Genomic DNA, 24555 nt, shown 5'->3' with positions numbered 1-24555 from the left:
CTTTCTGAGCCGAATGTGAGCAGAAAAGATCGCTTTGGCATGGAAAGTCGGAAAACCCGTCCGGCCGGTGTCCCGGCGGGCGTCCGGCGGCCCGCAGGCCCCGGGGAGGGGCGCATCCGGGGGGTTATTTGGCGTGGGCAGTGCGTGGGGAGGGGCAGGATGGTTACGTGAACCTTCTCGACCAGTTGCCTTCCGGAAACGACGCCGACGCTGACAGCCTCTTCGAGGCGTTCGAGAGATGGGTGTCGGGGCGGGGGATCACGCTGTACCCGGCGCAGGAGGAGGCGCTGATCGAGGTCGTCTCCGGGAACAACGTGATCCTGGCGACGCCGACCGGGTCGGGCAAGTCGCTGGTGGCGGCCGGGGCGCTGTTCGCGGGCCTCGGACGCGACCAGGTGGGGTTCTACACCGCGCCGATCAAGGCCCTGGTGTCGGAGAAGTTCTTCGACCTGGTGGAGATGTTCGGCCGGGAGAACGTCGGGATGATGACCGGGGACGCCTCGGTCAACCCGGACGCCCCGATCATCTGCTGCACCGCCGAGGTGCTCGCGAACATGGCGCTCCGGGACGGCCGGGAGGCCGACATCGGCGTGGTCGTCATGGACGAGTTCCACTTCTACGCCGAGCCCGAGCGCGGCTGGGCCTGGCAGGTGCCGATCCTGGAACTGCCCCAGGCGCAGTTCCTGCTGATGTCGGCGACCCTCGGCGACGTCGAGTTCCTCCGCAGGGACCTCGCCCGCCGGACGGGCCGGACGACGGCGCTGGTCACCTCGGCCGACCGTCCCGTCCCCCTGAAGTACGACTACCGGCTCACACCGCTGCACGAGACGATCGAGGAGCTGCTCGGCGAGCAGAAGGCCCCGATCTACCTGGTCCACTTCACCCAGGCGGCGGCGATCGAGCGGGCGCAGTCCCTGATGAGCATCAACGTCTGCACCAAGGAGGAGAAGGCGAAGATCGCCGAGCTGATCGGCAACTTCCGCTTCACCACCCGGTTCGGGCGCAACCTGTCCCGGTTCGTCCGGCACGGCATCGGCGTGCACCACGCCGGGATGCTGCCGAAGTACCGGCGGCTGGTCGAGCGGCTCGCGCAGGCCGGGCTCCTCAAGGTCATCTGCGGCACCGACACCCTCGGCGTCGGGGTGAACGTCCCGATCCGGACGGTCGTGTTCACCGCGCTCAGCAAGTACGACGGCCATCGGGTGCGGCGCCTGCGCGCCCGCGAGTTCCACCAGATCGCCGGACGCGCCGGACGCGCCGGGTTCGACACCATCGGCTACGTCGTGGCGCAGGCCCCCGAGCACGTGGTCGAGAACGAGAAGGCCCTCGCCAAGGCCGGGGACGACCCGAAGAAGCGCCGCAAGGTGCAGCGGAAGAAGCCCCCGGAGGGGTTCGTCGGCTGGGACGAGGAGACCTTCGCCAAGCTCCAGCAGGCCGAGCCCGAGCGGCTGACGTCCCGGTTCCAGGTCAGCCACGCGATGCTGCTGTCGGTGATCGGCCGTCCGGGCAACGCGTTCCAGGCGATGAAGAGCCTGCTCACCGACAACCACGAGGACCGCGCGTCCCAGCGGCGGCACATCTCCCGCGCCATCGCGATCTACCGGTCGCTGCTGGCCGGGGGCGTCGTCGAGGCCCTGGACGAGCCCGACGAGCAGGGCCGCTACGCGCGGATCGCCGTCGACCTCCAGGAGGACTTCGCGCTCAACCAGCCGCTGTCGGCGTTCGCGCTGGCCGCGTTCGAGATCCTCGACCCGGCGTCCCCGACGTACGCGCTGGACGTCCTGTCGGTGATCGAGGCCACCCTGGACGATCCGCGCCAGGTGCTCGCCGCGCAGGAGAACAAGGCGCGGGGCGAGGCCGTCCAGGAGATGAAGAACGAGGGCATCGAGTACGAGGAGCGGATGGAGCTGCTCCAGGACGTCACCTACCCCAAGCCCCTCGAGGAGCCGCTCGAGGCCGCCTACGAGGTGTACCGGGCGGGCCACCCGTGGGTCGGCGACCACCCGCTCAGCCCGAAGTCGATCGTCCGGGACATGTACGAGCGGGCGATGACCTTCACCGAGTACATCGGCCACTACGACCTGGCGCGCACGGAGGGGCTGCTGCTGCGGTACCTGTCCGGCGGGTACAAGGCGCTCCAGCAGACCGTCCCCGAGTCGATCAAGAACGACGACCTGATCGACCTGATCGAGTGGCTGGGCGAGCTGGTCCGCCAGGTCGACTCCAGCCTGCTGGACGAGTGGGAGCAGCTCGCCAACCCGTCCGACGACGACCTCGCGGCGGCGTTCGAGGAGCGCGTCACCCGCGTGACCGCCAACACGCGCGCGTTCCGCGTCCTCGTCCGCAACGCGCTGTTCCGCCGCGTGGAGCTGGCCGCGCTCGAGCGCTACTCCGAGCTCGGCGCCCTCGACCCCGACTTCGGCGCGGACGCCTGGGCGGACGCCATGGACGGCTACTTCGAGGAGCACGAGGAGCTCCTGACCGGCCCGAACGCGCGCGGCCCGAAGCTCCTCCAGATCGAGGAGGTCCCGGAGGACGCGCTGTGGCGCGTCCGCCAGGTCTTCGACGACCCGGAGGGGAACCACGACTGGGGCGTCAGCGCCGAGGTCGACCTCGCCGGATCCGACCAGGAGGGCGAGGCCGTCATCCGGGTCACCGCCGTCGACCGCCTCTAGTCAGGGCGCGCGGCGGGCGTCGGCCTCGATCTCGATCTTCATCCGGGGGTCGGAGAGACCGCACTCCATCATCGTGGCGGCCGGCCGGGCCTCGCCGAAGGCCCGGCGCAGGGCCGGCCAGCAGGGCTCGAAGTCCGCGCGGTCGGGCAGCAGGTAGCGCACCCGCACCACGTCCGCGAACGTGCACCCGGCCTCGGCCAGCGCGGCCGCGATGTTGCGCAGGCACTGCTCGGCCTGCGCCACGACGTCGTCCGGGATCGTCATGGTGGTGTAGTCGAACCCGGTCGTCCCGGACACGTGCACCCGGTCGCCGTCCACCACGGCGCGGGCGTAGCCGATCTGCTCCTCGAAGGTCGAGCCGCTGAGGATCACACGTCGCTCTGTCATGCGCCGAACGCTAGGTGACCAGCGACGATACGTCTAATACGTCCACGGGCATGACCTGATATCTCTGGACGTATGGAGCGTCCCGAACTTCCCCTTCCGCAGCTGCACGCCTTCGTCGTGCTCGCCGAGGAACTCCACTTCGGCCACGCGGCCGCCCGCCTCGGCATCGCCCAGCCGCCGCTGAGCCAGCAGATCCGCCGCCTGGAGGACAAGGTCGGCCACCCGCTGTTCGGCCGGGGACCGGGACACGTCGCCCTCACCCCGGCCGGACGCGAACTGCTGCCCGCCGCCCGGCGGGCCCTCGCCGACCTCGCCGGCGGCCTCGCCGCCGCGCGGGCCGTCGGCGACGGCCGGGCCGGCCGTCTGCGGATCGGCTTCTCCGCCTCCCTCGCCCTGACCGTCCTGCCGGACCTGCTGCGCACCCACCGGGAGCGGTTCCCCGGCGTGCACCTGGACATCCAGGAGATGACCACCGCGCCGCAGATCACCGCCCTGCGCGAGAAGGCCATCGACATCGGCCTGCTGCGAGAGCCCGCCGCCGAGGCGGGGCTGCGTTTCAGGACGGTTCTCCGCGAGCCCTTCGTGGCCGTGCTCCCGGCCGCCCACCCGCTGGCCGCCCGGCGGTCCGTCCCGCTCGCGGACATGGCGGACTCGCCCTTCGTGCTGCTGCCGCGCGCGGTCGGCCCGCACCTGCACGACCAGATCATCGCCCTGTGCGCCGAGGCCGGCTTCACGCCGCGCGTCGCCCAGCGCGCGGTGGAATGGCAGACCGTGTGCGCGCTGGTGGAGACCGGCCTGGGCGTCTCCCTGGCGCCCGCGAGCATCCGCCGCATCCGCCTCAAGGGCGTCGCCTTCCGAAGGGTCGACCCGGGTGCGGCCCGCACCCGGGTCGCCGTCGCCTGGCGCGAGAACGACCCGAACCCCCTGGTCGCGCACCTGCTGACGACCATCAGCCCGGATCCGCCGGAGAAGCGTCAGGACTGAGGAGTCGCGTCGGGTGTGGGCGTGTCAGGCGGCCTGGGGTGGGATGCGGCGGGTGACGTCGTCGCAGAGGGCGTCCAGGTTCACGCCCGCTCCCGTGAGGGCGCGGGCCGCCGGGACGCGGCGGTCCTGGAGCAGGCCGAGCAGGATGTGCCCGGAGCCGATGTACTTGTGCTTCAGGCGCAGGGACTGCCGGAGGCTGAGTTCCAGCACCTTCTTCGACTCGGGCTTGAACGGGATGTGGCCCTTGGGGGCGCGGTCCCGGCGGGGTCCGCGCGGGGCGTCCAGGGCGCCGGGGCCGAAGGCGTCCTCGGCGGCGTCCCGGACGGCGTCGATGTCGATGCCGAGGACGCGCAGGGCCTCGGCGTCGAGGCCGTCCCGGTCGGGCAGCGCGTCGACGGCGTCCCCGGCGGCGCCGCGGAACACGCCGCAGCCGCGGAGCGCCTCGCCGGCGGGGCCCTCGTTGCGGGTCAGGGCGAACAGCAGGTGCTCGGTCCCGATGCCCCGGTCGCCCCGGCTGCGGGCCTCCTCCTGCGCGGCCTTGACGACCTCGCGGGCCTCGGTGCTGAACCGTTCGAACATGGTCTAGGTCTCCTTCCTGAGGATGCGGCGTCCTCCGCCGTGCTTCTTGTGCACCGCCTGCCGGCTGACGCCCAGGCAGACCGCGATCTCCTGCCAGGACCAGCCCTGCTCGCGGGCGTTGTCCACCTGCAGCGCCTCCAGCCGTTCGGCCAGGTCGCGCAGCGCGCGGACGGCCCGCAGCCCTACGGCCGGGTCCCTGCTGCCCGCCTCCTGGGCGAGCCTCACTCCGTCGCTCATAGTGTCAATGTAGGTTGACGCGGCGGCCGTGTCAATGAAGGTTGACGACTTCGGAAGGGGAAGGGCGTCAGTCCGCGGGGCCGAGGAGGGTGGTGAGCAGGTCGTCCAGGCTGACCATGCCCACGGTGCGGCCGTCCTCGCGCAGGACCAGGCCGAGGTGGCTGTGCTGGTCGCGCAGGATCGCGACCGCCTCGGCCACCGCGGTCCCCAGGGACAGCCGGGGCATCGGGTGCGCCAGACCCCCGGCGGGCGTCTCCCGGTCGCGCGCCCGCGCCAGATAGGCGTCCCGGACGTGCACCATCCGCGCCGCCCCGCCGTCGGACGCCGTGATCGCCGGGTCGGCGACGACCAGCCGTGTGTGCCCGGTGCGGACGGCGGCGTCGATGACGTCCTGCGGGGACGCCCCGGCGGGCACCGACACGATCCGCGCCGTCGGGATCACGAGGCCGGCGAGCGGCGCGCGCGGCGCGTCCAGCGCGGCGGTCAGCAGGTTCAGGTCGGTCTCCGCGATGAGCCCGAGCCGCCGCGACTCGACGGCCAGGCTGCGCAGCTGCTCCGGCGTCCGGGACAGCTCCGCGTCGTCCTTCGGACGGACGCCGACCAGCCGCAGCAGCAGGTTCGTCACCCCGTTCAGCGCCGCCAGCGCGGGCCGGACGAACCGGGCGAACCCCCGGAACGGCGGCGCGAGCACCATCGCCGACCGCTCCGGATCGATGATCGCCCACGACTTCGGCGCCATCTCGCCGAGGACCATGTGCAGGAACGTCACGAACGCCAGCGCCAGCACGAACGCCACCGGATGCGCCGCGCCCTCCGGCACCCCGATGTGGCGGAACAGCGTCGCGAGCGTCTCCGCGAACACCGGCTCGGACACCACGCCGAGGCCCAGCGAGCACATGGTGATGCCGAGCTGCGCCCCCGCCAGCATCAGCGACAGCTCACGGATCCCCGCGACCGCCGTCGCGGCCGCGCGGCTCCCCTCGGCCGCCGCCTTCTCCAGGCGCGGCCGCCGCGCCGCGACCAGCGCGAACTCCGACGCCACGAAGAACCCGTTCCCCGCCAGCAGCGCCAGCGTCAGGAGCACCCCGACCGGAAGACTCATCGTGTGCCCTTCCCGTTCGGGACGCCAGGGGTGGTCGACGGCGGGGTGGTCGACGGCGGGGTGGTCGACGGCGGGGTGCCGCCGAGCGGGACGACGCAGATGCGGATGAGCTCCGGCACGTGGCGGTGGATCGTCAGCACCTCGACCACGGCCTCGCGCGGTGGTTCGCTCAGCCGCTCCGGATGGAGCCGGATCCGGACGACGTCGCCCGGCTCGGCGACCCGGCCGAGGCGCTGGAGCAGCAGGCCCGCGACCGTCTCGTAGTCGCCCTCGGGCAGGTCGATGCCGGTCTCGTGCTCGACCTCGTCCACGCGGAGTCCGGCGTCGGTGGTCCACCAGGCGCCGGTGCGGATCGCGAGGTCGGGGTCGGCGTCGATCTCGTCGGCGATCTCCCCGACGAGTTCCTCCGCGACGTCCTCCCAGGTCAGGAGCCCGGCGAAGCCGCCGTACTCGTCCACCACGCAGGCCAGGGGATCGCCGTGGCGGCGCAGCTCGGCGACCACCTGCGGCAGCGGCAGCGACGACGGCAGCAGGACGGCCGGACGCACCAGGTCGCGCACGGGGGTGGTCTCGGCCTCCTCGGGGCTGAGCCGGATCAGCTCGTCCAGCCCGATCACGCCGAGGACGTCGTCGACGCTGCCGCCGACCACCGGGTAGCGCGAGTGGCCGTGCGCGGTGATGACGTCGGTCAGGTCGGCGGCGAGGGTGTCGGCGGGGATGGTCACGACGTCCACGCGGGGGACCATGACCGCCTCGGCGTCCCGCTCGGAGAACTCCAGGGCGCGTTCCAGCAGGTCGGCCTGGCTGTCGCCGAGCTGCTCGCCGGACTCGCCGATGATGTGCCCGAGCTCCTCCAGCGTCGCGCCGTGGTGCAGCTCCTCGACCGGCTCCATCCCGGCGGCCCGGACGAGCCGGTTCGCGGCCGCGTCGAACAGCCGGACCAGCGGGCCCGCGACGGCCAGGTACACCAGCGTCGACGGGGCGAGCGCCCTGGCCAGCGCCTCGGCGCGGGCCAGCGCCAGATTCTTCGGGAACAGCTCGCCGAGCACCATCTGGATGACCGTGGCCAGGACGAACCCGGCGGTCACGGAGATCCCGCCGACCGCGCCCTCCGGGACGCCCGACGCCCGCAGCGCGGGGGCGAGCAGGTCGGCGAGCGCGGGCTTGGCGATGAAGCCGACGACCAGCGCGGTCACCGTGATGCCGAGCTGCGCGCCGGACAGCATGAACGACAACCGCTCCATGACCCGGACCGCCCGCTCGGACGCCCGGTCACCGGCCGCCGCGCGCTCCGCCAGCACCGGCCGGTCCGCCGTCACGAACGCGAACTCCTGCGCCACGAAGTACCCGGTCGCCGCCGTCAGCAGCAGGACCGCGAGCAGTCCGAGCGCCGCGGTCATCCCCGCCCTCCTTCCGCGCGCCACCCGCCCGCGCGCACAGATCCCCGGTACGTTCCCAGAACTCGATCTTCCCTACCCTTTCGCATCCGCGCCGCCGGGACGTCCACCGGGGCGCGCCCACGGGGCCCGGGGGAGGGACGCGCGGGGAGGGAACGTGGTTACCGGTCGTCGGGTCGTGGAATGAAACCATCGCCTCGGCGTCGACGGTCCCCGCCGCGTCCTGCCGAGCGTCCTCCCTGCCGTGCGCCCATGAGAGAGCGAGGGGCAACGATGCCCAAGCCGTTCGCGTCGTCCGCCGACCTGTCCGCCAAGCCCCAGACCCTGGAGATCCTCGCGGACGGCGTGTACGCGCTGACCGCCGAGGGCGACCCGAACGTGGGCGCGGTCGAGGGCGAGGACTTCGTGGTCTGCTTCGAGGCCCTCGCCACCCCCACGGCCGCCCGCGACTGGCTGATGGTGCTCCGGGCGCACACGGACAAACCGATCAGGCATCTCGTCCTCTCGCACTACCACGCCGTCCGGACGCTCGGCGCGAGCGCGTTCGGGACGCCGTCGATCATCGCGCACGACAAGACCCGGGAACTGATCGCCGAGCGCGGCAAGCAGGACTGGGAGTCGGAGTACGGGCGGATGCCCCGCCTGTTCAAGGACCCCGCGAGCATCCCCGGCCTGACCTGGCCGACCACCACCTTCTCCGACGGCCTGACCATCGACCTCGGCGGGGACCGGGGCGCGCTGGAGCTGCGGTACTGCGGGCGCGGGCACACCGAGGGCGACATCGTCGCCTGGCTGCCCCGGCACCGCGTCCTGTTCGCGGGCGACCTGGTCGAGACGCAGGCCGCGCTCTACACCGGCGACGCCTTCCACCGCGACTGGGCGGGCTCGACCCTCGACCGGGTCGCCGCGTTCGGCGCGGACGCCCTGGTCGGCGGACGCGGCGCCGTCGCGCACGGGCGCGAGGCGGTCCGCGCCGCGGTCGGCCAGACCCGCGACTTCCTCGAGACGATGCTCCGCGAGGTGCGCGACGTGCGCAAACGCGGGGGGACGCTGCGCGACGCGTTCGCCGCCGTCCACGCCGAGCTCGAACCGTCCTACGGCGGCTGGCCGATCTTCGAGCACTGCCTGCCCTTCGACGTCTCCCGGCTCTGGGACGAGCTCGACGGCATCGAGCGCCCCCGCATCTGGACCGCCGAACGCGACCGCCAGGTCTGGGCCGAGCTCCAGGACTGATCCGATGTCCGGGACCGCGTCAGCGCCGGGAGGCACCGGGGCGGCGGCAGGGGTGGAGGCCGTCGCGCCCGTGCTGGTCGTGGGGGCCGGGCCGGTCGGCCTGACCGCCGCTCTCCTGCTCGCCCGCTGGGGCCTGCGCGTGGTCGTCCTCGAAGGCCGTCCCGGGTGGACGGCGGTCGGCTCACGGTCGATCTGCCAGCAGCGGGACGTCCTGGACATCTGGTCGTCCGTCGGCGCCGGCGCGATCACCGACGAGGGCCTGACCTGGACGACCGGCCGCGTCTTCCACCGCGGACGGGAGGTCACCTCGTGGAAGTTCGCCGCCGCTCTCGGCGCCCTGCCGCCGTTCGTCAACATCTCGCAGAGTCGTACCGAGGAGATCCTGCAAGCCCTGGCCGACGCCGACCCCCGCGTCACCATCCGCTGGGACCACGAGGTCACCGCGCTGGAACAGGATCCGTCCGGAGTCACCGCACATTGCGTTCCCAGCGCATTCACCTCCGCTCCTGCCGTGGTCCCGGGGGACGCTGTGCGTGGGTCTTATGCGGTGGTGTGTTCGGGCGCGCATTCCGGGGCCTTGCGCGAGGGGCTGGGCGTCGCGTTTCCCGGGGAGAGCGGCGGTGACCGTTTCCTCATCGTCGATCTGCGGACCGACTGGCCCGGCCGCGAGACCGAGCGGCACTTCCATTTCGACCCGCCGTGGAACCCCGGACGGCAGGTGCTCATCCATCCCTGTCCCGGTTCGGTGTACCGGATCGACTGGCAGGTGCCGCCCGATTTCGACCTCGACGCCGAACGCGCCGACGGACGCCTCGACGCCCGCATTCGGCAGGTCGTCGGAGAGCGTCCCTACGAGGTGCTGTGGGCGACGGAATACCGGTTCCATTCGCGCGTCGCGTCCCGGATGGCGGTGGGCCGCGTCCTGCTGGCCGGGGACGCCGCGCACCTCTTCGCGCCGTTCGGGGCGCGCGGCCTCAACTCCGGCGTCCCCGACGCCGAGAACGCCGCCTGGAAGATCGCGTTCGCGGTGCGCGGGTGGTCGCCGCCCTCGATCCTCGACACCTACGACATCGAGCGCCGTGCCGCCGCCCTGGAGAACCTGGACGTCACCGCGACGACCATGCGCTTCCTCGCGCCGTCCACGGCCGCGGAGCGCGCGCACCGCGCCGACGTGCTCGACCGCGCGTCCGCCGACCCCGCGAGCGCGGGCGAGATCGACTCCGGACGGTTCGCCGAGCCCTTCTGGTACGACCGCTCGCCGCTGACCGTCCCGGACGCGTCCCGCCCCTGTACGGGCCGTCCGGCGCGCGGGGCCCCGCCGTCCGTGGCCCCGGGGACGATCGTTCCGGACGCCCCGCTTCCGCCCTCCGCCGTCCCGCTCGACTCCTGGGACGCCGGTGGACGGCCCGCGCGGCTGCGGCACCTTCTGCGCGGCGGGATCACGCTTCTCGCCGACGCCTCCCTGCCGTACCTGGAGCTTCTGGCGGCCGCCGAGAGGGCGACCGCCGCGCCCGTCACCTGCCCGGTGCCGAGTTCCGTCGAGGAGGCGCTGCCGGATCTGCGTCCGGGCGAGCTGTGGGTCGTCCGGCCGGACGCGCACATCGCCGCCACCCTCCAGGACCCCACGCCCGACGCCGTCGCCGCCGCCGTCCGGAAGGCGCTCGGGCACGACTGACCGTGGGGTCGTCCTAGGTGCCGGTGATCAGGACGACGCCGACCGCGACCACGCAGGCGGCGGCGATGCGGCGAGCGCCCATGCGTTCGGCGAAGAACACCGCCCCGATGACGGCGCCCGCGATGACGCCGGTCTCGCGCAGCGCCGCCACGGCCGCCAGGGCCCCGCGCGTCTGCGCCCACAGCACGATCCCGTACCCGGCCATCGCCAGGACGCCGCCCGCCAGGCCCGTCGCCCATGTCCGGACGGGCAGCCCCGACAGGGTGCCCCGCCCGCGCACCGCCAGGACGAGCCCGATCGTCAGCGGCGACTCCAGGGCGAACAGCCACGCCGAGTACCCGCTCGCCCCGTGTGCCGCCCGGACCCCGATCCCGTCCAGCACGGTGTACGCGGCGATGGACACGCCGGTCGTCAGCGCCGCGAGCACCGCACGCGGGTCCCGCGCGCGCCCGTCGGCCGCCGCGGGCGCCGTGAACGCGAGGACGGCGAGGCCGCCGCAGATCGCGGCGACACCGGTGAGCTGGACCCAGGTGAGGTCCTCGCCGAGGGCCGTCGCGGCCACCAGGGCGACGAGCAGCGGGGCGCTGCCCCGGGCGAGCGGGTACACCTGGCTGAAGTCGCCCAGCTGGTACGACATGAGCAGAAGCCCCATGTAGATCAGGTGCAGCGCCACGGACCCGAGCAGCCAGGGCCAGGCCGCGGCGGCCGGAACGGGGACGAGGCCCAGCAACGGGACGACCAGGACCGCCTGACCGATCCCGATCAGGGCGAACGACGCCCACCGGTCCGAGGCGCCCTTGGCGATCGCGTTCCATGTCGCGTGGAGCACCCCGGCGAGAATCACTGCCAGCGCTGTGGTCATGCCCCACACCCCAGCGCGGGACGGCCGATCCGGGCAGGCTTTTAGACTGGGCCTAAATGATCGAACTGCGTCTCGACGTCGAGGACCTCGCCGACACCCGCCTCGTCATCTCCCCGCTCGCCGAGGCGGCGCTGAGCCTCCGGATCTGGCTGCTTCCGCACTATTACGCGCTCCAGCTCCCGTGGCTGCGGTCGGCGACCGCGGCGCTCGGCGACCTGGACATCGGCCTGCTCCTGGCGCTGGTCGGCACGCACCGCGCCGTCCCCGACTTCCTCACCGGCCGCCCGGACGACCCGCTGCCCGACTTCGCCGCCGAGCTCGACCGCGTCCGGCGCGTCCCGCCCGGCAAGCTCGCCGCCGACATCCGGGCCGCGCTCCAGGGACGGCCCGCGCCCGCCGTCCTCGCCGCCGGACTCGAACGTCCCGCCCGCCTCCGCGACCACCTCGCCGACCTGCTCGCCGCCTACTGGGACGCCGTGCTGGCCCCGCACTGGCCGCGGATGCGCGGCGTCCTCGAGGCGGACCTGCTCTACCGCGCGCAGCGCCTCGCGCGCGGCGGCGCCCGCCTGCTGTTCGCCGACCTGGACCCCGCGATCCGCTGGCGCTCCGGGATGCTGAGCCTCGACCTGAGCTACCCGCACCCCGAGGTCCGGATCCCGGTCACGGGACGCGGCCTGGTCCTGATGCCCGCCGTGTTCGTCCGGACGCCGTCCCTTCCCCTGAGCACCGACGAACCTCCCCTGGTGTCGTATCCGGCCCGGGGCGTCGCGACGGTGTGGGAGACGGCGCCCCCGGCGCGTCCCGGCGTCCTGACCGACCTCGTCGGGCGTCCCAAGGCGACCCTCCTGGCCTGCCTGGACGGCCCCGCGACCACCACCGACCTCGCCCGCCGCCTCGGCGTGACCCCGGGCGCGGTCTCCCAGCACCTCGCCGTCCTGCGGGACGCCGGCCTGGTGACACGCGCCCGCGCGGGACGTTCCGTCCTGTACGCGCGCACGCCCCTGGGCGATCGCCTTCTCCGAACCTGCTGAGGTTTCTGGGGCGAAATGTGCGGGTGTTGCGGGGATCCCGTCCGGCGCTGGAAGCGGTCGCGGCACCCGTGATAGTCACGAAAGGTCCACCGGACGCACGCCCCGACGCGGTGGGAGCCGCCATGACCGACGACCACCCCCGGCCCGTCTTCGACCCCTCCCTCTCGGGGGCCGAACGCGAGCTGCTCGCCGCCGTCCCCGAACGCCTCGTGGCCGCGAGCCTGCCCGCCCCGCCGCCGCCGGAGCGGCCGAGCCCCGCCACGATCGCCGCCCGCCTCATCTGGATCCCGGTCTTCGCGTTCTTCTACGGCGTCCTGCCGGGCGGCTGGATCCGGCTGTTCTTCCTCGCGTCCCTCGACGACGACGACCTGCTCAGCGGCGCCCTGCGCTGGGGACGCGGCGCCGTGCTCGCCATGCTCGTCCTCCCGGTCGTCCAGGTGACGCTGCTGCTCCTCGGCCAGCCCGAGGCGGCCGCCGCGCTCGCCGCCGCCGGATTCGCCGGCTGGACGGTCGGCGCCCTGCGCCACCTGCGCGAACCCGAGACCACCCGGGCCGCCCGCGACCACCACGGCCGGTACCTGCTCCCCGCCGACTTCGACCGTCCCGCCGCCCGGCTCCTGGTCCGGGCGCAGCGCGCGATCGACGCCGTCCTCGGCTCCCAGGCCCAGGCCGCCGGACTCCTGGACGCCATCGACAACGCGACCGAGCTCCCGCGCCAGGAATGGGCCATCGCGTCCGCCCTCGCCGAACACACCCGGCTCCGCCGCGAACGCCGGGCCCAGCAACCCGAGCGCCTCTCCGCCCCGGTCCGCGCCCTCCTGGAACCCCAGCGGCGCGCCCTGAACCTCTCCGTCCGTTCGATCACCCGGCGGATCGAGGCCTTGGAGGCCTACGCCGGCTCGGCCCACGCGGCCGACGAGGCGTTCCACGAATGGCGCGTCCTGCGCGACCTGCCCGAACAGAACGCCCGCTACCGCGACCTCCTCGCCGAGACCGTCCGCGACACCCTGGCCGTCGAGGTCATCGACCGCCTCGAGTCCGACGCGCGGCGAGCCGAGGCCATCCTGCGCGACCGGGTCGCCTCCGCCATCGGCACCGGCCTCGAACTGCCCCCGCCCGACCCCTCCTGACCAGCGAACCCTCTGTCTTCATGGTCACACCTCAAAGACCTCGGTGACCGAATTACTGTCACTCTGCGTTAGGAATCCGAGCCGTTTCGAGGTCGCCGAAGCGGCCTCCGGCGTGCTGCACGGCCACTCCGCCTCCTCACCTCCCGGCGACCCTGGCACCGGAGCCGCCGCCTCCTCGGATGGGCGCGTCTCTTGGCCCCGGCCGTCCGCGCCTTGCCCTGAAAAGCCTTGACGCTTGGGGGTTCCCGCTTCCGGCGACCGTCCGCCGAAGGCATGCGGGCACTCCGCCGCCCGGCTTTCACGGACGTCTCGGGAGACATCTCGAAGACTCCCGCCGAGGGCTTCGGCGCCGCGTGCAGGGGCTTCGGCCCCCCGATCGGGAAAACGGTTGTTCGACGCGTTCGTGTGTTGAGCGATGAGGTGCGAAAGTCCGCTACCGTAAAGGGCGTTGAATCAGAAAGGAACGCATGGCTGAGAAGGTCATCTTGGTAGACGATCTCGATGGCGGCGAGGGCGAGGATGTCCGCAAGCGCGACTTCGAGATCCTGGGGCGGATTTTCACCATTGACCTGTCCGACGAGAACGACGTGCGGCTGCGTGAGACCCTCGACACGCTGACCCGCTATGTCGAGAAGTCGCGCGAGGTGAAGCAGGCGGGGCGCTCGCGCAAGCCCCGGAAAAGCCCGGTGAAGCTCAAGGGCTTCACCAACGCCGACGTCCGCACGTGGGCCAAGAACGAGGACCTCGAGGTCCCGGACCAGGGTGCGCTGCCCGACGCCGTCTACGAGGCGTTCGTCCAGGCGCACCCCGAAGCCAGCCCAGACGCGTAAGCAGGGAGTCCCCGTGGCACAGAAGACCATCGTCGTCATGACCGACGACCTCGACGGCGGCGACGCCGAGGAGACCGTGTCCTTCGCGCTCGACGGCGTCGGATACGAGATCGACCTGAACGCTGCGAACGCCGCGAAACTGCGCGAGCGCTTCGAGCCGTTCGTGGCGAACGCCCGTAAGGCGGCCCGCCGCCCGGCGAAGCCGTCGCGCAGCGCGGGCAACCGTGAGCAGAGCGCAGAAATCCGGGAATGGGCCAAGCAGAACGGCATCCCGGTGAACGACCGCGGCCGCATTCCGGCCAAGGTGATCGAACAGTACAACGCCACCCACTAGCACCACCCATCGGACCCCCTTCCGGTCCGATTCAGTCCCTGCGCCCGCGAATTAGGCGGTACGGCGCGAAGCCACCAGGGACACCACCACCCGACCACCCGAAAACCCCCCGAACCCCCGCGCGCCCGCGCCTCGCGCCCTCGCGCCCCGCGTTTCTGGCGTTCGTGGGCCGCGCTTCCGTTCGCCGCCCATCCCGCATGCCCCGCGCGCCATGCTCCGTCGTGCCGGTCGGCGGCCGTGCCGTGGTGGTTACGGGAGTTGCGCGGCGGCGGCCAGGTAATGGGGGGTCTGCGGGGCGGTGGTGGGGAGTTCCGGGCGCCAGGTGTCCACGGGGACCAGGCCGGGGGCGAGGAGCGGCAGGCCGTCCAGGAGGCTCGCGATGGCGGTGGGCGTGCGCGGGATCAGCGGGAGGGAGCAGCCCTCGGTGTAGCGGGACGCCACTTCCGCGGAGGCGGACGGCGCGTCGGTCAGGTGGGAGATGACCAGGGCGCTGCCAGGGGCGAGGGCGGCGGTCAGGGTCCGGACGGCGTGCCAGGGGTCGTCGGCGTCGGTGAGGTGGTGCAGGACCGACGTGAGGAGGACGGCGACGGGCTCGGACGGGTCGAGGAGGCCGTGGTCGAGAGACTGCGCGACGAGGTCCTCGGGCTTGCGGAGGTCGGCCTGGAGGGCGGCGACGTCGCCGTCGTCGACGAGCAGGGCGCGGGCGTGGACGAGGACGAGGGGGTCCTGGTCGACGTACAGGACGCGGGCGCCCGGGGCGTGCCGGGACGCGATCTGGTGGATGTTGTCGGTGGTCGGCAGGCCGCAGCCGATGTCGAGGAACTGGCGGAGGCCGAGGCCCGCCAGTTCCCGGACGGCGCGCCGGACGAAGGCGCGGTTGGCGCGGGCGGCGTCCACCAGGCCCGGTTCGATGGTCAGCAGTTCCACGACCAGTTCGCGGTCCACGGCGTAGTTGTCCTTGCCGCCGAGCAGGCAGTCGTAGATCCGCGCGGGCCCGGCCAGTCCGAGCCCGCCCCCGTTGCTCATCGCGTGTCGTCCTCCCAGGTCAGGGGAAGCGCGTGTAGTCCCCGCACGCTCAGCCCCGTCTTCCATTGCAGGTCCGTCTCGGGGACGGCGATCCGTGCCTCCGGCAGCCGCGCGGTCAGCGCCCCGAGGGCCGCGCGGAGTTCCAGGCGGGCGAGGTGCGCCCCCAGGCAGTGGTGGATCCCGTGCCCGAACGCCAGATGCGGGTTGTCGGGACGGTCCAGGACGATCCGCTCCGGGTCGTCGAAGACCGTCGCGTCCTTGTTGGCGAGGGGACGGGACGCGTAGACGGTTTCCCCCGCGCGCACGAGGACACCGCCGAGTTCCACGTCCCGGACGGCCACGCGCGGCATTCCCCTGTCCGAGCCCAGCGGGACGCAGCGCATCAGTTCGTCCACGGCGGTGGGGAGCAGGGCGGGGGAGGCGACGAGCCGGTCCCAGAGGTCGCGTCGGGTCAGGAGCGTGTGGACGATGGTGGTGAGCTGGTTCGCGGTCGTCTCGTATCCGGCGACGAGGAGGCCGACGCCGAGGTCCAGGAGTTCGGGCTCGGTGAGGCCGCCGTTCTCGTCGCGCGCGCGGACGAGTTCGGACAGGAGGTCGTCGGACGGTTCGACCCGGCGCCTGGCGATGAGCTCGGAGAGGTAGCCGTCGAGGTGGGCGTGCGCGGTCTCGATCTCCTCGCGGGTGAACGCCGTGCTCGACAGGAACGCGTCGGACCAGCCCTGGAAGCGGTCGCGGTCCTGCGGGGGGACGCCGAGGAGCTCGCCGATGACGGTGATCGGGAGCGGCAGCGACAGGTCGCGGACCAGGTCGGCGGGAGGACCGGCGGCGGCCATGGCGGCGACGAGGTCGCGGGCCAGGCCGTCCACCCGGGGCGTGAGCGCCCGGGCGCGCCGGTGCGTGAACGCGGGGACGGCGAGCCGCCGGATCCGCTGGTGGGCGGGCGGGTCCATGTCGATGAGGAAGGTCTCGCGCCGGTGCGCGCCCGGCGTCCGTCCGACGGCGAGGGCGCGGCTGAACACGGGGTCGGACAGGACGCGGCGGACCTCGTCCCAGCCCGTCGCCATCCAGCCGTCCGGCGACTCGACGCGGACGACGCGGGCAGGGCATGGCGGGGAGTCGGACTCGTTCATCCGGTCACCTCCGTCCGGCCCGCCGCCTGGATCGTCGTCCGTGGGGAGGAGCGTAGAGGCCGGAGGTAAGCCGAAGGTCAGCGCGGGGGCCGATCACGCGGTGTCGATCGCGGCGGGCGATCCGGGCGCGGACGGTGACGGCGCAGGCAGGAGCGGTCCCGGTCCGCACTCGGATCCTGACTCTTCCTGACCGTGGCCATATTCGGACATGGTCCGTTTCACCCCTTCGCCGGACGTGCGCCACCATGATCGGAACGGAGGGAGGGCCGGTGGAGATCCGGATGCTCGGGCCGCTCGAGGTGACGGCGGACGACGGCGCGCGCGTCGAGCCGTCGCAGCCGCTCCAGCGGGCCGCGCTCTGCGTGCTGGCGGTGCGGGCGGGACGTCCGGTGTCGGCGCGGGCGCTGGGGGATCTGCTGTGGGGCGACGACGCGCCCGGACGCGGCGCGGGGGCGGTGAAGACGTGCCTGAGCGGCGTCCGCCGCGCGCTGACCCGGGACCGGCTGCCACTCGGGCACGGCGGGTACCGGCTCGTCCCGCGTCCCGGCGACACCTTCGACCTGGCGGTGTTCCGGGACCTCTCCGCGCGCGCCCGTGAGGCCCTGGCCCGCGCCGGGGCGACCGGGGGCGCCGCCGAGGGGGAGCGGTGCCGGGAGGACGCCGCGGAGCTGTTCGGGCGGGCGCTGGCCCTGTGGCGTGAGCCGGTGCTGGAGGACCTGCCGGAGACGCCGTCGCTCGCGGGCGTCCGGGCCGGGCTGCTGGGCGAGCGGCGGCGGGTGCGGGAGGAGGCGGCGGAGACGCTGCTGGCGCTCGGCCGCCACCGGGACCTGGTCCCCGACCTGCGGACGTGGCTGGAGGACGATCCGCTGAACGAGTCGTTCTCGGCGGCGCTGCTGCTGGCACTGCACCGGTCCGGGCGGAAGGCGGAGGCGCTGCGCTGCTACGACCGGACGCGCGCGTCGATCAGGGCCGCGACGGGGAGCGAGCCGGGCAGGGTCCTGCGGGATCTGGCCGAGCGGGTCCGCCAGGACGACGCGGACGAGGGCGACGGGACGCGCGCGTGGTCGGTCCGGGAGCTGCCGCCGCTGCGCCAGCTGCCGCCCGACCTGCGCGACTTCACGGGGCACGATGCCGACCGGGACGCCATCGAGGAGCTGCTCCGCGCGGGCGCGACGGCGCCGGTCCCGCCGACCGTGCACGTCACGGGCCCGCCGGGGATCGGGAAGACGGCGCTGGCGCTGCACGTGGCGCACCGGGTCGGGGACGCGTTCCCGGACGGCCAGATCCACGTCCAGCTCGCGGGGGCGTCGATGGTGCCGCGCGAGGTCGTCGCGGTGCTCGGGGAGGTGCTGCGGGCGCTGGGCGTCCAGAACGGCGACATCCCCGACACCCTGGACGGGCGGGCCGCCCTGTACCGGTCGCGGCTGGCCGGGCGGCGGGTGCTGGTCTTCGCCGACGACGCGGCGGACGCGGCGCAGGTCCGGCCGCTGCTGCCGGGCGAGCCGGGCAGCGCGCTGCTGGTCACCGGCCGGTCCCGGCACCTCGGGCTGGACGGCGCGCGGGTCGTGGACGTCCGTCCGCTGGGGCCCGCCGAGGCGGTGGACCTGCTCGCCGAGATCATCGGGCCGGAGCGGGTCGCCCGCGAGCGTCCCGCCGCGGACGCGATCGCGGCGGCCTGCGACGGGTTCCCGCTCGCGCTGCGGATCGCGGGGGCGCGGCTGGCGGCGCGCCCGGCGTGGCCGCTGTCGCACCTGGCGGGCCTGCTGGACGGTCCCGGGCGCCTGGACCAGATGGTGGCGGGCGACACCGCCGTCCGCACGCACATCGAGCACGCGTACGCCGGGCTGGACGAGCCGACGCGGCGGGCGTTCCGGATGCTGGCGCTCGCGGGCCCGCATCCGTTCGCGCCGTGGGTCGCGGGCGTCCTGCTCGACACGGCCGACGCGGGCGGGGTGCTGTCGGAGCTGGTGGACCGCTGCCTGCTCACCGCCTGCGGCGTGGACCGGCTCGGCCAGCCCCGCTACCGGATGCACGACCTGCTGCGCGAGTACGCCTCGGAGCTGCTGCACGGCGACGCGGACACCGAACCGGCGCTGGAGCGGCTGGTCGTCGCGTGGCTGGAGCTGGTGGACGCCGCCGACGACCGCGCCCCGCGCGACCCCTACTTCCCCGCGCCCGCGCGGTTCCGCCGGCACACCGTGGTCGCCGCCGACCTCGTCGGGCGGCTCGTCGCGCCCGACCCGGCGGCCTGGATCGAGAGCGAGATGCCGAACCTGCGGACGATCGTGGAGGTCGCCTGCGCCGCGAACCGGCACCGGCTCGCGACGGGCATCGTCATGCGGCTCGCCGCGCACTCCCACCTGCACCGCAAGCATTTCGAGGTGGAGTACCTGTGGAAGCTCGTCGCGCGCGCCGCGACCGACGCCGGTGACCCGGAGACGGCCGCGTACGCCAGGTTCCGGGGCGCGGCCGTCGTGGCGGGCGACCAGTCCCGGCCCGGCGACGCCCTCCCGATGGTGGACGAGGCGGTCGAGGTGTTCGAACGGGTCGGGAACCACCGCGACCTGTCACGCGTGCTCGGCCTGCGCGGCTCCTGCCGCCTGGCTCTGGGCCGCGCCGAGGAGGCGCTTCTCGACGCGGAGCGCGGCCTGGCGCTCGCGGAGCGGACGGGCGAGCGGCACGCGGAGCTGAGCTGCCTGCGCGTGCTCGGCCTCGCGCTCAGCAGGCTCGGCGAGCACCGGCGCGCCGTCGCCGCGGCCGAACGGTCCCTCGCCATCGGCCGTGACCTGGGCGAACCCGCCTACCAGGGCATCGCGCTGTTCAGCCTCGTCCGCATCTACGCCGAGGCCGGACGCCACGACCGCATCCCGGAGCTCTGCGCGGAGGGCCTGGTCCTCACGCGGAGCATCGACCACGTTCTGGGCACGGCGTACTTCCACGAGCAGTGGGGGTACGCGCACCAGGGCCTGGGCCGGCACGAACTGGCCGTCGAGCGGCTGAGCGTGGCCATCGACCTGTTCGCGTCCCAGCAGGCGGCCGCCGCCGAGGCCGCCTGCCGCGAGCGCCTCGCCGAGAGCCGCGCCGCCCTGCGGGCGCTGAAGGCCGTCAGGAACCGGAAGGCCGTCCAGAACTAGAAGAGGGTCGGGGGCTCCGCCGGGACGGGCTCGGGCAGCGGCTCGACGTCCGGGACGAGCGCCCGCACCTCGTCGTGGAAGCGGCGGGCCAGCGTGAGGGCCCCGGCGTTGTCGGGCGTGTGGACGAACACGGTCGGGGAACGGCCCTCGCGCAGCCACGCGGCCGTGACGTCCACCCAGTGCCGCCAGCCCTCGACGGTGCGGTCCACGTCGTCCCGGCCCAGGTAGCGGACGATCGGACGGTCCGTCAGCGCCCGCGAGCGGCGCGGGAGGCGCGGCTTCTTCGTCCAGGCGTCCCGTTCGGCGTCACTGGTCGGAGGGTCGGCGAACATCGTGACCGTGTCGAACGGCACCCATTCGGCGTCCACGCCGGCGAGGACGCGTTCGAGCATGCGCCCGGCCCGCTCGTCCTCGAAGAACGCCCGATGCCGGACCTCGACCGCCAGCCGGGCCGAGCGCGGGAAACGGCGCAGGAACGCGTGGAGCGTGCCCAGGTCGCTGGGCCCGAACGAGGCGGGCAACTGCACCCACAACGCGTGCGCACGAGGACCGAGGGGTTCCATCGCCGTCAGGAAGGCCCGCATGTCCTCGTCGGCCCCGACAAGGCGATGCTCATGGGTGACGGTCTTCGGCAGTTTCACCACGAGGCGGAAGTCCGGGGACGTCTGCTCGGCCCAGGACGCGACGGTCTCCACGGACGGCGTCGCGTAGAAGGTCGTGTTCCCCTCCACGGCGTTGCACCAGGAGGCGTAGGCCCGCAGACGCTCGTTCGGCGGCAGCGGATGTGGGAGCAATCGTCCTCTCCAGGGCGCAAGAGTCCACATCGCACATCCCACGTGAAGCCGCATGGCCACGACCGTATCCCGATCACCGGCGCGCTGCGGCCGTGACCTGGAGCTCTGCCCGCCTCCTAGGCGCTGGCCTCCTCGTCGCCCTCGTCGGTGACGGCGTGCAGCGGCTTCTCGGGGACGTCCTTGTACTGGCGTTTGTTGATGGCTCCGGTGTCGAGCAGGCTCTGGAGGGCGAACAGCGCCATCTGCGCCTGCTGCGGGGTGGACAGCCCGGCGTCGCGGGCCAGCGCGACGTCCCGGGAGTCGGCGACGAGCCGGTCGATGAAGCGCAGCCGCTCCGGCTCCGGCGAGATCGAGGCGTAGCGGCGGTCCAGGGCTCGTCTCCGGCCGTCCGGGAGCGCGGCGATCCTCTCGTCGATGATGTTGTCCCGGTTGACGCAGAGGACGCCGAGCCGCCAGCCGGAGCAGCCGAACCGCTTCGAGAACGAGTGGACGCCGACGGTGTTGCGCGGCAGCGCGGACATGAGCGACGGGAGGCCGCCCGCGACCGTCCCGGACGCGTCGTCGGAGACGATGATCAGGCCGGGGTTGGCGGCGCGGACCGTCCGGACGATCCGGTCGAGGGTCTCGGGATCGGGTGGCGCGGACGCCGGGCCGGCCAGGTGGAGGGCCTTGACGTCCGGGTCGTCCAGCCGGGCGAGTCCGGCCTCGTCGAGGCGCCGGGAGGGGAGGCCGTCGCGGCGCACGGCGCTGATCCCGACGACGTCGAACGCGTACCGGTCGAGCCGCAGGAACTCCAGGTAGGGCGCGGAGACCGGCACCGTGGTCGCGACCCTGTCGCCCCGCCGCAGCACGCCCGCGACCTGGAGCGAGTCGAACAGGTAGCAGAGGGCGGCCGTGGCGCCCTCGGTCGCGAACAGGTCGAACGGCCGTTCCGGCGGCCGCCCGCCGAACATCGTCCGGACGAGGTGGGCGCGGACGACCGCCTCCACGTGGACGAGCATCCGCGGCGGCTCCGGGCGGTCCTCGCCGAGGACCGCGTTCGCCAGCTCGTGGACGAACCCGTCGGCGTCCAGGCCGAGTTCGGACGCCGCGTGGTCGAGGGAGCCGCTGAGCAGGTTCGCGCCCGGCTCGGCGCGGCGCGCGTCCAGGAAGCCGGTGAGGCGGGCCGCGATGCCGTCCTTGCGGGGGCGTCCGCCGAGCCCGTCGCGTTCGCCCCAGGCGTGCCGCGACTCGTCCAGGGCGAACCGTCCGAGCAGGAGGAACGCGGCGCGCGGCTCGGTCGCGAGCCCGTCCGGCGTCCCGTCCTCGGACATGGTCCCCTCCTCTGCCGCGCCCGGTTCGGCTCCGCCGCGCCCGGTTCGACGATCTAGGGCGCTCCTCTCCCCGAAAACCGGGCAGGAAGCCCCTTGGGCGCCCATGAGCTGGGAAAGCCGGAGGAAATAGACAGGCGAGGCTGTTCAGTCTCGCCTTGACAGTCTGGGCTGCTGATATACGCTGGGGCCATGGAGAGGTCCGCCGGGGAGGCCCCCGACCAGGTCGGCGAGACGGCCGTGCGTGCGGCCCGCGAGGTGCGGGTGGTGTTCAGCCGCCTGCGCCGCAGGCTGCGCGAGATCGGCGGGAACGGCCTGCTCACGCCGTCCCAGGCGTCCGTGCTGAGCAGGCTCGGCCAGGGCGAGGTGATGACCGCGAGCGAGCTCGCCGCCGCCGAGGGCGTGCGGCCGCAGTCGATGGCCGCGACCGTCGCCGCGCTGGAGGAGCTCGGCGTGGTCCGGCGCGACGCCGACCCGCACGACGGACGCCGCCAGCTCGTCTCGCTCAGCGAGGGCGGGCACGACTTCATCGCGGGCAGCAGGCAGGCCCGCGAGGAGTGGATGGCGCGCACGCTGCAGCACGACTTCACCGAGGCCGAGCGGCGGACCCTCATCGAAGCGCTCGCGCTGCTGGACCGGCTCGCCCAGTCCTGACCGGCCACCGGCAGCCGCGACCCGACCACCGAGGAGCAGGACCCATGGCCGTCACCACGATCGACGAGCGCACCGCGCTGGTGCTGATCGACCTCCAGCGGGGCGTCGCCGCCATCCCGACCGAGCCCCACCCCGGTCCGGACGTCGTCGCCCGCTCCGCCGAGCTCGCCGCCGCGTTCCGCGCGCGCGGGCTACCGGTCGTCCTGGTCAACGTGACCTTCGCCCCGGACGGCTCGGACTTCCCGCCCGGACGCGTCGAGGCCGTCCGTCCCGGCGGCGACCTTCCCGAGGGCTGGGACCTCATCCTCGACGAGCTCGACCCGCAGCCGTCCGACATCCGGGTCACCAAGCGCAACTGGGGCGCCTTCCACGGCACCGACCTCGACATCCAGCTCCGCCGCCGGGGCGTCACGCAGATCGTGCTGACCGGCATCGCGACCAGCATCGGCGTCGAGTCCACCGCCCGCGCCGCCCACGAGCACGGCTACCACGTCACGCTCGCGACCGACGCCATGGCCGACCGCTCGGGGGCGTCCCACGAGCACAGCGTCGAGAAGATCTTCCCGCAGCTCGGCGAGACCGGCACCACCGCCGAGATCCTGGACCTCCTCGCCAAGACCCACTGATGAGGACTCACTGATAGGGACCGGCTGAGAGGTCCCGGCGCGCGGGACCTCTCAGCCGGCCGTCCAGAGGGGCAGGCCCGGGGTCTGCCAGGCGTGGCCGTCGGAGGTGACGGCGAACGCCTCGATGCCGGGCAGGCCGGCGACCCACGCGCGGGCCTCCCCGCCCATGGCGAAGCCCGCGGTGGCCAGGGCGTCCACGTGGGTCAGATGGCGGCCGACCAGCGTCAGCGAGGTCAGGCCGGTCGCGGGACGGCCGGTGCGCGGGTCGACGATGTGGTCGCCGCGTTCGGACGTCCCGGACGTCGCGACCGCGATGTCGTGGCCGGTGACGACGGCCATGAGGTCGCCGCGGCGGTGCGGGTGCGCCAGGCCGATCCGCCACGGGCGGCCGGGCCCGGCGGAGCCGCGCGCCTGGACGTCGCCGCCCGCGTTCACGCAGTGGTCGGCCGCGCCCGCCTCGAACAGCAGGTCCGAGGCGGCCTCGGCGGCCCAGCCCTTCACCATCCCGGACGGGTCGAGCCGCCCGTCCGGCGTCCAGGTGAACCGGCCGCCGCTCTCCTCGGCGATCTCCGCGCACAGCGCGAGGACCTCGCCGACCTCGGGCGGGCAGGCGTCGAGGGTGAGCGTCCCGGCGGCCAGGCGGCTGATCTGGCTGTCCGGACGGTAGGTGGAGAAGACCGCGTCCACGTGGCGCAGGTGCTCCTCCGCGGCGTCCAGGGCCCGGTCGATCGCGGGCGTCATCGGGGTCCGGACGTCGAACGAGAACACCGTGCCCATCACGTGGACGACACGGACCTCGCGCGCCGCCCCGGTCGCGGCCCCCGGGCCGCCGCGCTCACGCACGGGCCTTGTCCAGCGCGCTCTGGAGCGAGTTGATGTAGCCCTCGCTGGTGTACGTCGCCCCGGAGACGGTGTCGATCCGCGCGTTCCCGGCCGCGAGCGCCTCCTGCGTGAGCTGCGGGACGGCCATCGCGGCCAGCCGCCGGTCGCGTCCGTTCTCCGACGGGGTCTGGAGCACCTTCACCCCGGTCAGCTTCCCGCGCGCCACGGTCACCGCGACCTGGACGGGCCCGTACCGGGTGTCGATGACGCTTCCGGTGTAGGTGCCGCTCGCGCCGGACTTCGCCCCCTGCTTCGGCGGCGCGGACGAACCGGAGGACCCGGTGGAACCACCGGAACCACCGGAACCGGCGGAACCCGGCGCCACGGGCGGCGCCACGGTCACGGCCCCGCCCCCGCCGGACGCGCCCTGGCCGGACGCGGCTGCGATGCCGTTGTGGTGCGGCTTCAGGGCCAGCAGCAGGCTGACACCGGCGACCGTCGCGCTGGTGGCGAGGACGGCTCGGCGCATCATGCGCTCTCCTCCCCGAGCCCGCCAGGGGCCCGTGATCGGAACTCGTGGTCGGAAACGATGGTCACCGCTCC

At 73.7% G+C, this 24555-nt stretch carries 23 protein-coding genes; 11 read left to right on the top strand and 12 right to left on the bottom strand.

Annotated elements, in window-relative coordinates:
- Positions 1 to 167 precede the first annotated feature (167 nt).
- Positions 168 to 2675 (top strand): DEAD/DEAH box helicase, encoded by a 2508-nt coding sequence (locus EBO15_RS15750; protein ID WP_122195145.1) that lies wholly within the window; start codon positions 168 to 170, stop codon positions 2673 to 2675.
- Here the strand turns inward: EBO15_RS15750 and EBO15_RS15745 are convergent, their stop codons facing one another.
- Complete coding sequence (locus EBO15_RS15745) at positions 2676 to 3062, bottom strand: RidA family protein (protein WP_122195144.1); 387 nt, start codon at positions 3060 to 3062, stop codon at positions 2676 to 2678.
- A 72-nt stretch (positions 3063 to 3134) separates the two neighbouring features.
- On the opposite strand from EBO15_RS15745, the gene EBO15_RS15740 reads away from it, so the two are divergent.
- Positions 3135 to 4046, top strand: coding sequence for a LysR family transcriptional regulator (locus tag EBO15_RS15740; protein ID WP_122195143.1), 912 nt, complete (start codon positions 3135 to 3137; stop codon positions 4044 to 4046).
- 24 nt (positions 4047 to 4070) lie between these two features.
- On the opposite strand, the gene EBO15_RS15735 is transcribed toward EBO15_RS15740, so the two are convergent.
- The 4 genes from EBO15_RS15735 to EBO15_RS15720 form a co-directional block, all read right to left on the bottom strand.
- Entirely contained in the window at positions 4071 to 4625 is a 555-nt protein-coding gene (locus tag EBO15_RS15735) for a Clp protease N-terminal domain-containing protein (RefSeq protein ID WP_122195142.1), read from the bottom strand.
- Positions 4626 to 4628: 3 nt separating this feature from the next.
- Complete coding sequence (locus EBO15_RS15730) at positions 4629 to 4862, bottom strand: RNA polymerase subunit sigma-70 (RefSeq protein WP_122195141.1); 234 nt, start codon at positions 4860 to 4862, stop codon at positions 4629 to 4631.
- A 67-nt stretch (positions 4863 to 4929) separates the two neighbouring features.
- A complete protein-coding gene (locus EBO15_RS15725) occupies positions 4930 to 5964 on the bottom strand; it encodes a hemolysin family protein (RefSeq protein ID WP_122195140.1) in 1035 nt (344 codons plus the stop codon).
- Positions 5961 to 7364, bottom strand: a complete 1404-nt coding sequence (locus tag EBO15_RS15720; RefSeq protein ID WP_122195139.1) for a hemolysin family protein — start codon at positions 7362 to 7364, stop codon at positions 5961 to 5963. The genes EBO15_RS15725 and EBO15_RS15720 overlap by 4 nt, the downstream gene beginning before the upstream one ends.
- A 270-nt stretch (positions 7365 to 7634) precedes the next feature.
- Here EBO15_RS15720 and EBO15_RS15715 point away from each other — a divergent pair, with 270 nt between their 5' ends.
- The gene (locus EBO15_RS15715; protein WP_122195138.1) at positions 7635 to 8594 is read left to right on the top strand and encodes an MBL fold metallo-hydrolase; all 960 of its coding nucleotides are present in this window, start codon (positions 7635 to 7637) and stop codon (positions 8592 to 8594) included.
- A gap of 4 nt (positions 8595 to 8598) precedes the next feature.
- Positions 8599 to 10269 (top strand): FAD-dependent monooxygenase, encoded by a 1671-nt coding sequence (locus tag EBO15_RS15710; protein WP_122195137.1) that lies wholly within the window; start codon positions 8599 to 8601, stop codon positions 10267 to 10269.
- A gap of 13 nt (positions 10270 to 10282) precedes the next feature.
- Here EBO15_RS15710 and EBO15_RS15705 read toward each other — a convergent pair whose 3' ends face one another.
- Complete coding sequence (locus tag EBO15_RS15705; protein ID WP_122195136.1) at positions 10283 to 11131, bottom strand: EamA family transporter; 849 nt, start codon at positions 11129 to 11131, stop codon at positions 10283 to 10285.
- Positions 11132 to 11187: 56 nt separating this feature from the next.
- Here EBO15_RS15705 and EBO15_RS15700 point away from each other — a divergent pair, with 56 nt between their 5' ends.
- The 4 genes from EBO15_RS15700 (at position 11188) to EBO15_RS15685 (ending at position 14456) form a co-directional block, all read left to right on the top strand.
- Positions 11188 to 12162: an ArsR/SmtB family transcription factor gene (locus tag EBO15_RS15700; protein ID WP_122195135.1), complete on the top strand. Its 975-nt coding sequence runs from the start codon at positions 11188 to 11190 to the stop codon at positions 12160 to 12162.
- A 122-nt stretch (positions 12163 to 12284) separates the two neighbouring features.
- Entirely contained in the window at positions 12285 to 13292 is a 1008-nt protein-coding gene (locus EBO15_RS15695; protein WP_122195134.1) for a hypothetical protein, read from the top strand.
- Between the two features lie 467 nt (positions 13293 to 13759).
- Positions 13760 to 14122, top strand: coding sequence for a histone-like nucleoid-structuring protein Lsr2 (locus EBO15_RS15690; RefSeq protein ID WP_122195133.1), 363 nt, complete (start codon positions 13760 to 13762; stop codon positions 14120 to 14122).
- 13 nt (positions 14123 to 14135) lie between these two features.
- A complete protein-coding gene (locus EBO15_RS15685; RefSeq protein ID WP_026413192.1) occupies positions 14136 to 14456 on the top strand; it encodes a histone-like nucleoid-structuring protein Lsr2 in 321 nt (106 codons plus the stop codon).
- Between the two features lie 249 nt (positions 14457 to 14705).
- On the opposite strand, the gene EBO15_RS15680 is transcribed toward EBO15_RS15685, so the two are convergent.
- Both EBO15_RS15680 and EBO15_RS15675 read right to left on the bottom strand, forming a co-directional pair.
- Positions 14706 to 15482, bottom strand: a complete 777-nt coding sequence (locus tag EBO15_RS15680) for an SAM-dependent methyltransferase (RefSeq protein ID WP_122195132.1) — start codon at positions 15480 to 15482, stop codon at positions 14706 to 14708.
- Positions 15479 to 16612, bottom strand: a complete 1134-nt coding sequence (locus EBO15_RS15675) for a cytochrome P450 (protein WP_122195131.1) — start codon at positions 16610 to 16612, stop codon at positions 15479 to 15481. Before EBO15_RS15675 ends, EBO15_RS15680 begins: the two co-directional genes overlap by 4 nt.
- 245 nt (positions 16613 to 16857) lie before the next feature.
- Here EBO15_RS15675 and EBO15_RS15670 point away from each other — a divergent pair, with 245 nt between their 5' ends.
- Positions 16858 to 19746 (top strand): AfsR/SARP family transcriptional regulator, encoded by a 2889-nt coding sequence (locus EBO15_RS15670; RefSeq protein WP_122195130.1) that lies wholly within the window; start codon positions 16858 to 16860, stop codon positions 19744 to 19746.
- Here the strand turns inward: EBO15_RS15670 and EBO15_RS15665 are convergent.
- Complete coding sequence (locus tag EBO15_RS15665; RefSeq protein WP_233616215.1) at positions 19743 to 20540, bottom strand: DUF72 domain-containing protein; 798 nt, start codon at positions 20538 to 20540, stop codon at positions 19743 to 19745. The genes EBO15_RS15670 and EBO15_RS15665 overlap by 4 nt on opposite strands.
- A gap of 116 nt (positions 20541 to 20656) precedes the next feature.
- Complete coding sequence (locus EBO15_RS15660) at positions 20657 to 21853, bottom strand: bifunctional aspartate transaminase/aspartate 4-decarboxylase (RefSeq protein ID WP_158628245.1); 1197 nt, start codon at positions 21851 to 21853, stop codon at positions 20657 to 20659.
- 189 nt (positions 21854 to 22042) lie between these two features.
- Between EBO15_RS15660 and EBO15_RS15655 the strand changes: the two genes are divergently transcribed.
- On the top strand, positions 22043 to 22504 hold the full coding sequence (locus EBO15_RS15655) for a MarR family winged helix-turn-helix transcriptional regulator (protein WP_122195127.1): 462 nt from the start codon (positions 22043 to 22045) through the stop codon (positions 22502 to 22504).
- Positions 22505 to 22548: 44 nt separating this feature from the next.
- Positions 22549 to 23130: a hydrolase gene (locus tag EBO15_RS15650; protein ID WP_122195126.1), complete on the top strand. Its 582-nt coding sequence runs from the start codon at positions 22549 to 22551 to the stop codon at positions 23128 to 23130.
- 51 nt (positions 23131 to 23181) lie between these two features.
- On the opposite strand, the gene EBO15_RS15645 is transcribed toward EBO15_RS15650, so the two are convergent.
- Both EBO15_RS15645 and EBO15_RS15640 read right to left on the bottom strand, forming a co-directional pair.
- Positions 23182 to 23973, bottom strand: a complete 792-nt coding sequence (locus EBO15_RS15645) for an FAD:protein FMN transferase (RefSeq protein ID WP_233616214.1) — start codon at positions 23971 to 23973, stop codon at positions 23182 to 23184.
- Positions 23966 to 24484 (bottom strand): FMN-binding protein, encoded by a 519-nt coding sequence (locus EBO15_RS15640; RefSeq protein ID WP_233616213.1) that lies wholly within the window; start codon positions 24482 to 24484, stop codon positions 23966 to 23968. Before EBO15_RS15640 ends, EBO15_RS15645 begins: the two co-directional genes overlap by 8 nt.
- Between the last annotated feature and the right edge of the window lie 71 nt (positions 24485 to 24555).

The sequence above is a fragment of the Actinomadura harenae genome (genome assembly GCF_003696215.1).
Taxonomy (GTDB): domain Bacteria; phylum Actinomycetota; class Actinomycetes; order Streptosporangiales; family Streptosporangiaceae; genus Spirillospora; species Spirillospora harenae.
This window is presented reverse-complemented; position numbering and strand designations above follow the sequence as displayed.

What these genes read in the sequence shown, in the direction of transcription:
- EBO15_RS15745 (WP_122195144.1), bottom strand. Translation starts at nt 3,062, where the DNA reads ATGACAGAGCGACGTGTGATCCTCAGCGGCTCGACCTTCGAGGAGCAG.
- EBO15_RS15740 (WP_122195143.1), top strand. Translation starts at nt 3,135, where the DNA reads ATGGAGCGTCCCGAACTTCCCCTTCCGCAGCTGCACGCCTTCGTCGTG.
- EBO15_RS15735 (WP_122195142.1), bottom strand. Translation starts at nt 4,625, where the DNA reads ATGTTCGAACGGTTCAGCACCGAGGCCCGCGAGGTCGTCAAGGCCGCG.
- EBO15_RS15730 (WP_122195141.1), bottom strand. Translation starts at nt 4,862, where the DNA reads ATGAGCGACGGAGTGAGGCTCGCCCAGGAGGCGGGCAGCAGGGACCCG.
- EBO15_RS15725 (WP_122195140.1), bottom strand. Translation starts at nt 5,964, where the DNA reads ATGAGTCTTCCGGTCGGGGTGCTCCTGACGCTGGCGCTGCTGGCGGGG.
- EBO15_RS15720 (WP_122195139.1), bottom strand. Translation starts at nt 7,364, where the DNA reads ATGACCGCGGCGCTCGGACTGCTCGCGGTCCTGCTGCTGACGGCGGCG.
- EBO15_RS15715 (WP_122195138.1), top strand. Translation starts at nt 7,635, where the DNA reads ATGCCCAAGCCGTTCGCGTCGTCCGCCGACCTGTCCGCCAAGCCCCAG.
- EBO15_RS15710 (WP_122195137.1), top strand. Translation starts at nt 8,599, where the DNA reads ATGTCCGGGACCGCGTCAGCGCCGGGAGGCACCGGGGCGGCGGCAGGG.
- EBO15_RS15705 (WP_122195136.1), bottom strand. Translation starts at nt 11,131, where the DNA reads ATGACCACAGCGCTGGCAGTGATTCTCGCCGGGGTGCTCCACGCGACA.
- EBO15_RS15700 (WP_122195135.1), top strand. Translation starts at nt 11,188, where the DNA reads ATGATCGAACTGCGTCTCGACGTCGAGGACCTCGCCGACACCCGCCTC.
- EBO15_RS15695 (WP_122195134.1), top strand. Translation starts at nt 12,285, where the DNA reads ATGACCGACGACCACCCCCGGCCCGTCTTCGACCCCTCCCTCTCGGGG.
- EBO15_RS15690 (WP_122195133.1), top strand. Translation starts at nt 13,760, where the DNA reads ATGGCTGAGAAGGTCATCTTGGTAGACGATCTCGATGGCGGCGAGGGC.
- EBO15_RS15680 (WP_122195132.1), bottom strand. Translation starts at nt 15,482, where the DNA reads ATGAGCAACGGGGGCGGGCTCGGACTGGCCGGGCCCGCGCGGATCTAC.
- EBO15_RS15675 (WP_122195131.1), bottom strand. Translation starts at nt 16,612, where the DNA reads ATGAACGAGTCCGACTCCCCGCCATGCCCTGCCCGCGTCGTCCGCGTC.
- EBO15_RS15670 (WP_122195130.1), top strand. Translation starts at nt 16,858, where the DNA reads ATGATCGGAACGGAGGGAGGGCCGGTGGAGATCCGGATGCTCGGGCCG.
- EBO15_RS15660 (WP_158628245.1), bottom strand. Translation starts at nt 21,853, where the DNA reads ATGTCCGAGGACGGGACGCCGGACGGGCTCGCGACCGAGCCGCGCGCC.
- EBO15_RS15655 (WP_122195127.1), top strand. Translation starts at nt 22,043, where the DNA reads ATGGAGAGGTCCGCCGGGGAGGCCCCCGACCAGGTCGGCGAGACGGCC.
- EBO15_RS15650 (WP_122195126.1), top strand. Translation starts at nt 22,549, where the DNA reads ATGGCCGTCACCACGATCGACGAGCGCACCGCGCTGGTGCTGATCGAC.
- EBO15_RS15640 (WP_233616213.1), bottom strand. Translation starts at nt 24,484, where the DNA reads ATGATGCGCCGAGCCGTCCTCGCCACCAGCGCGACGGTCGCCGGTGTC.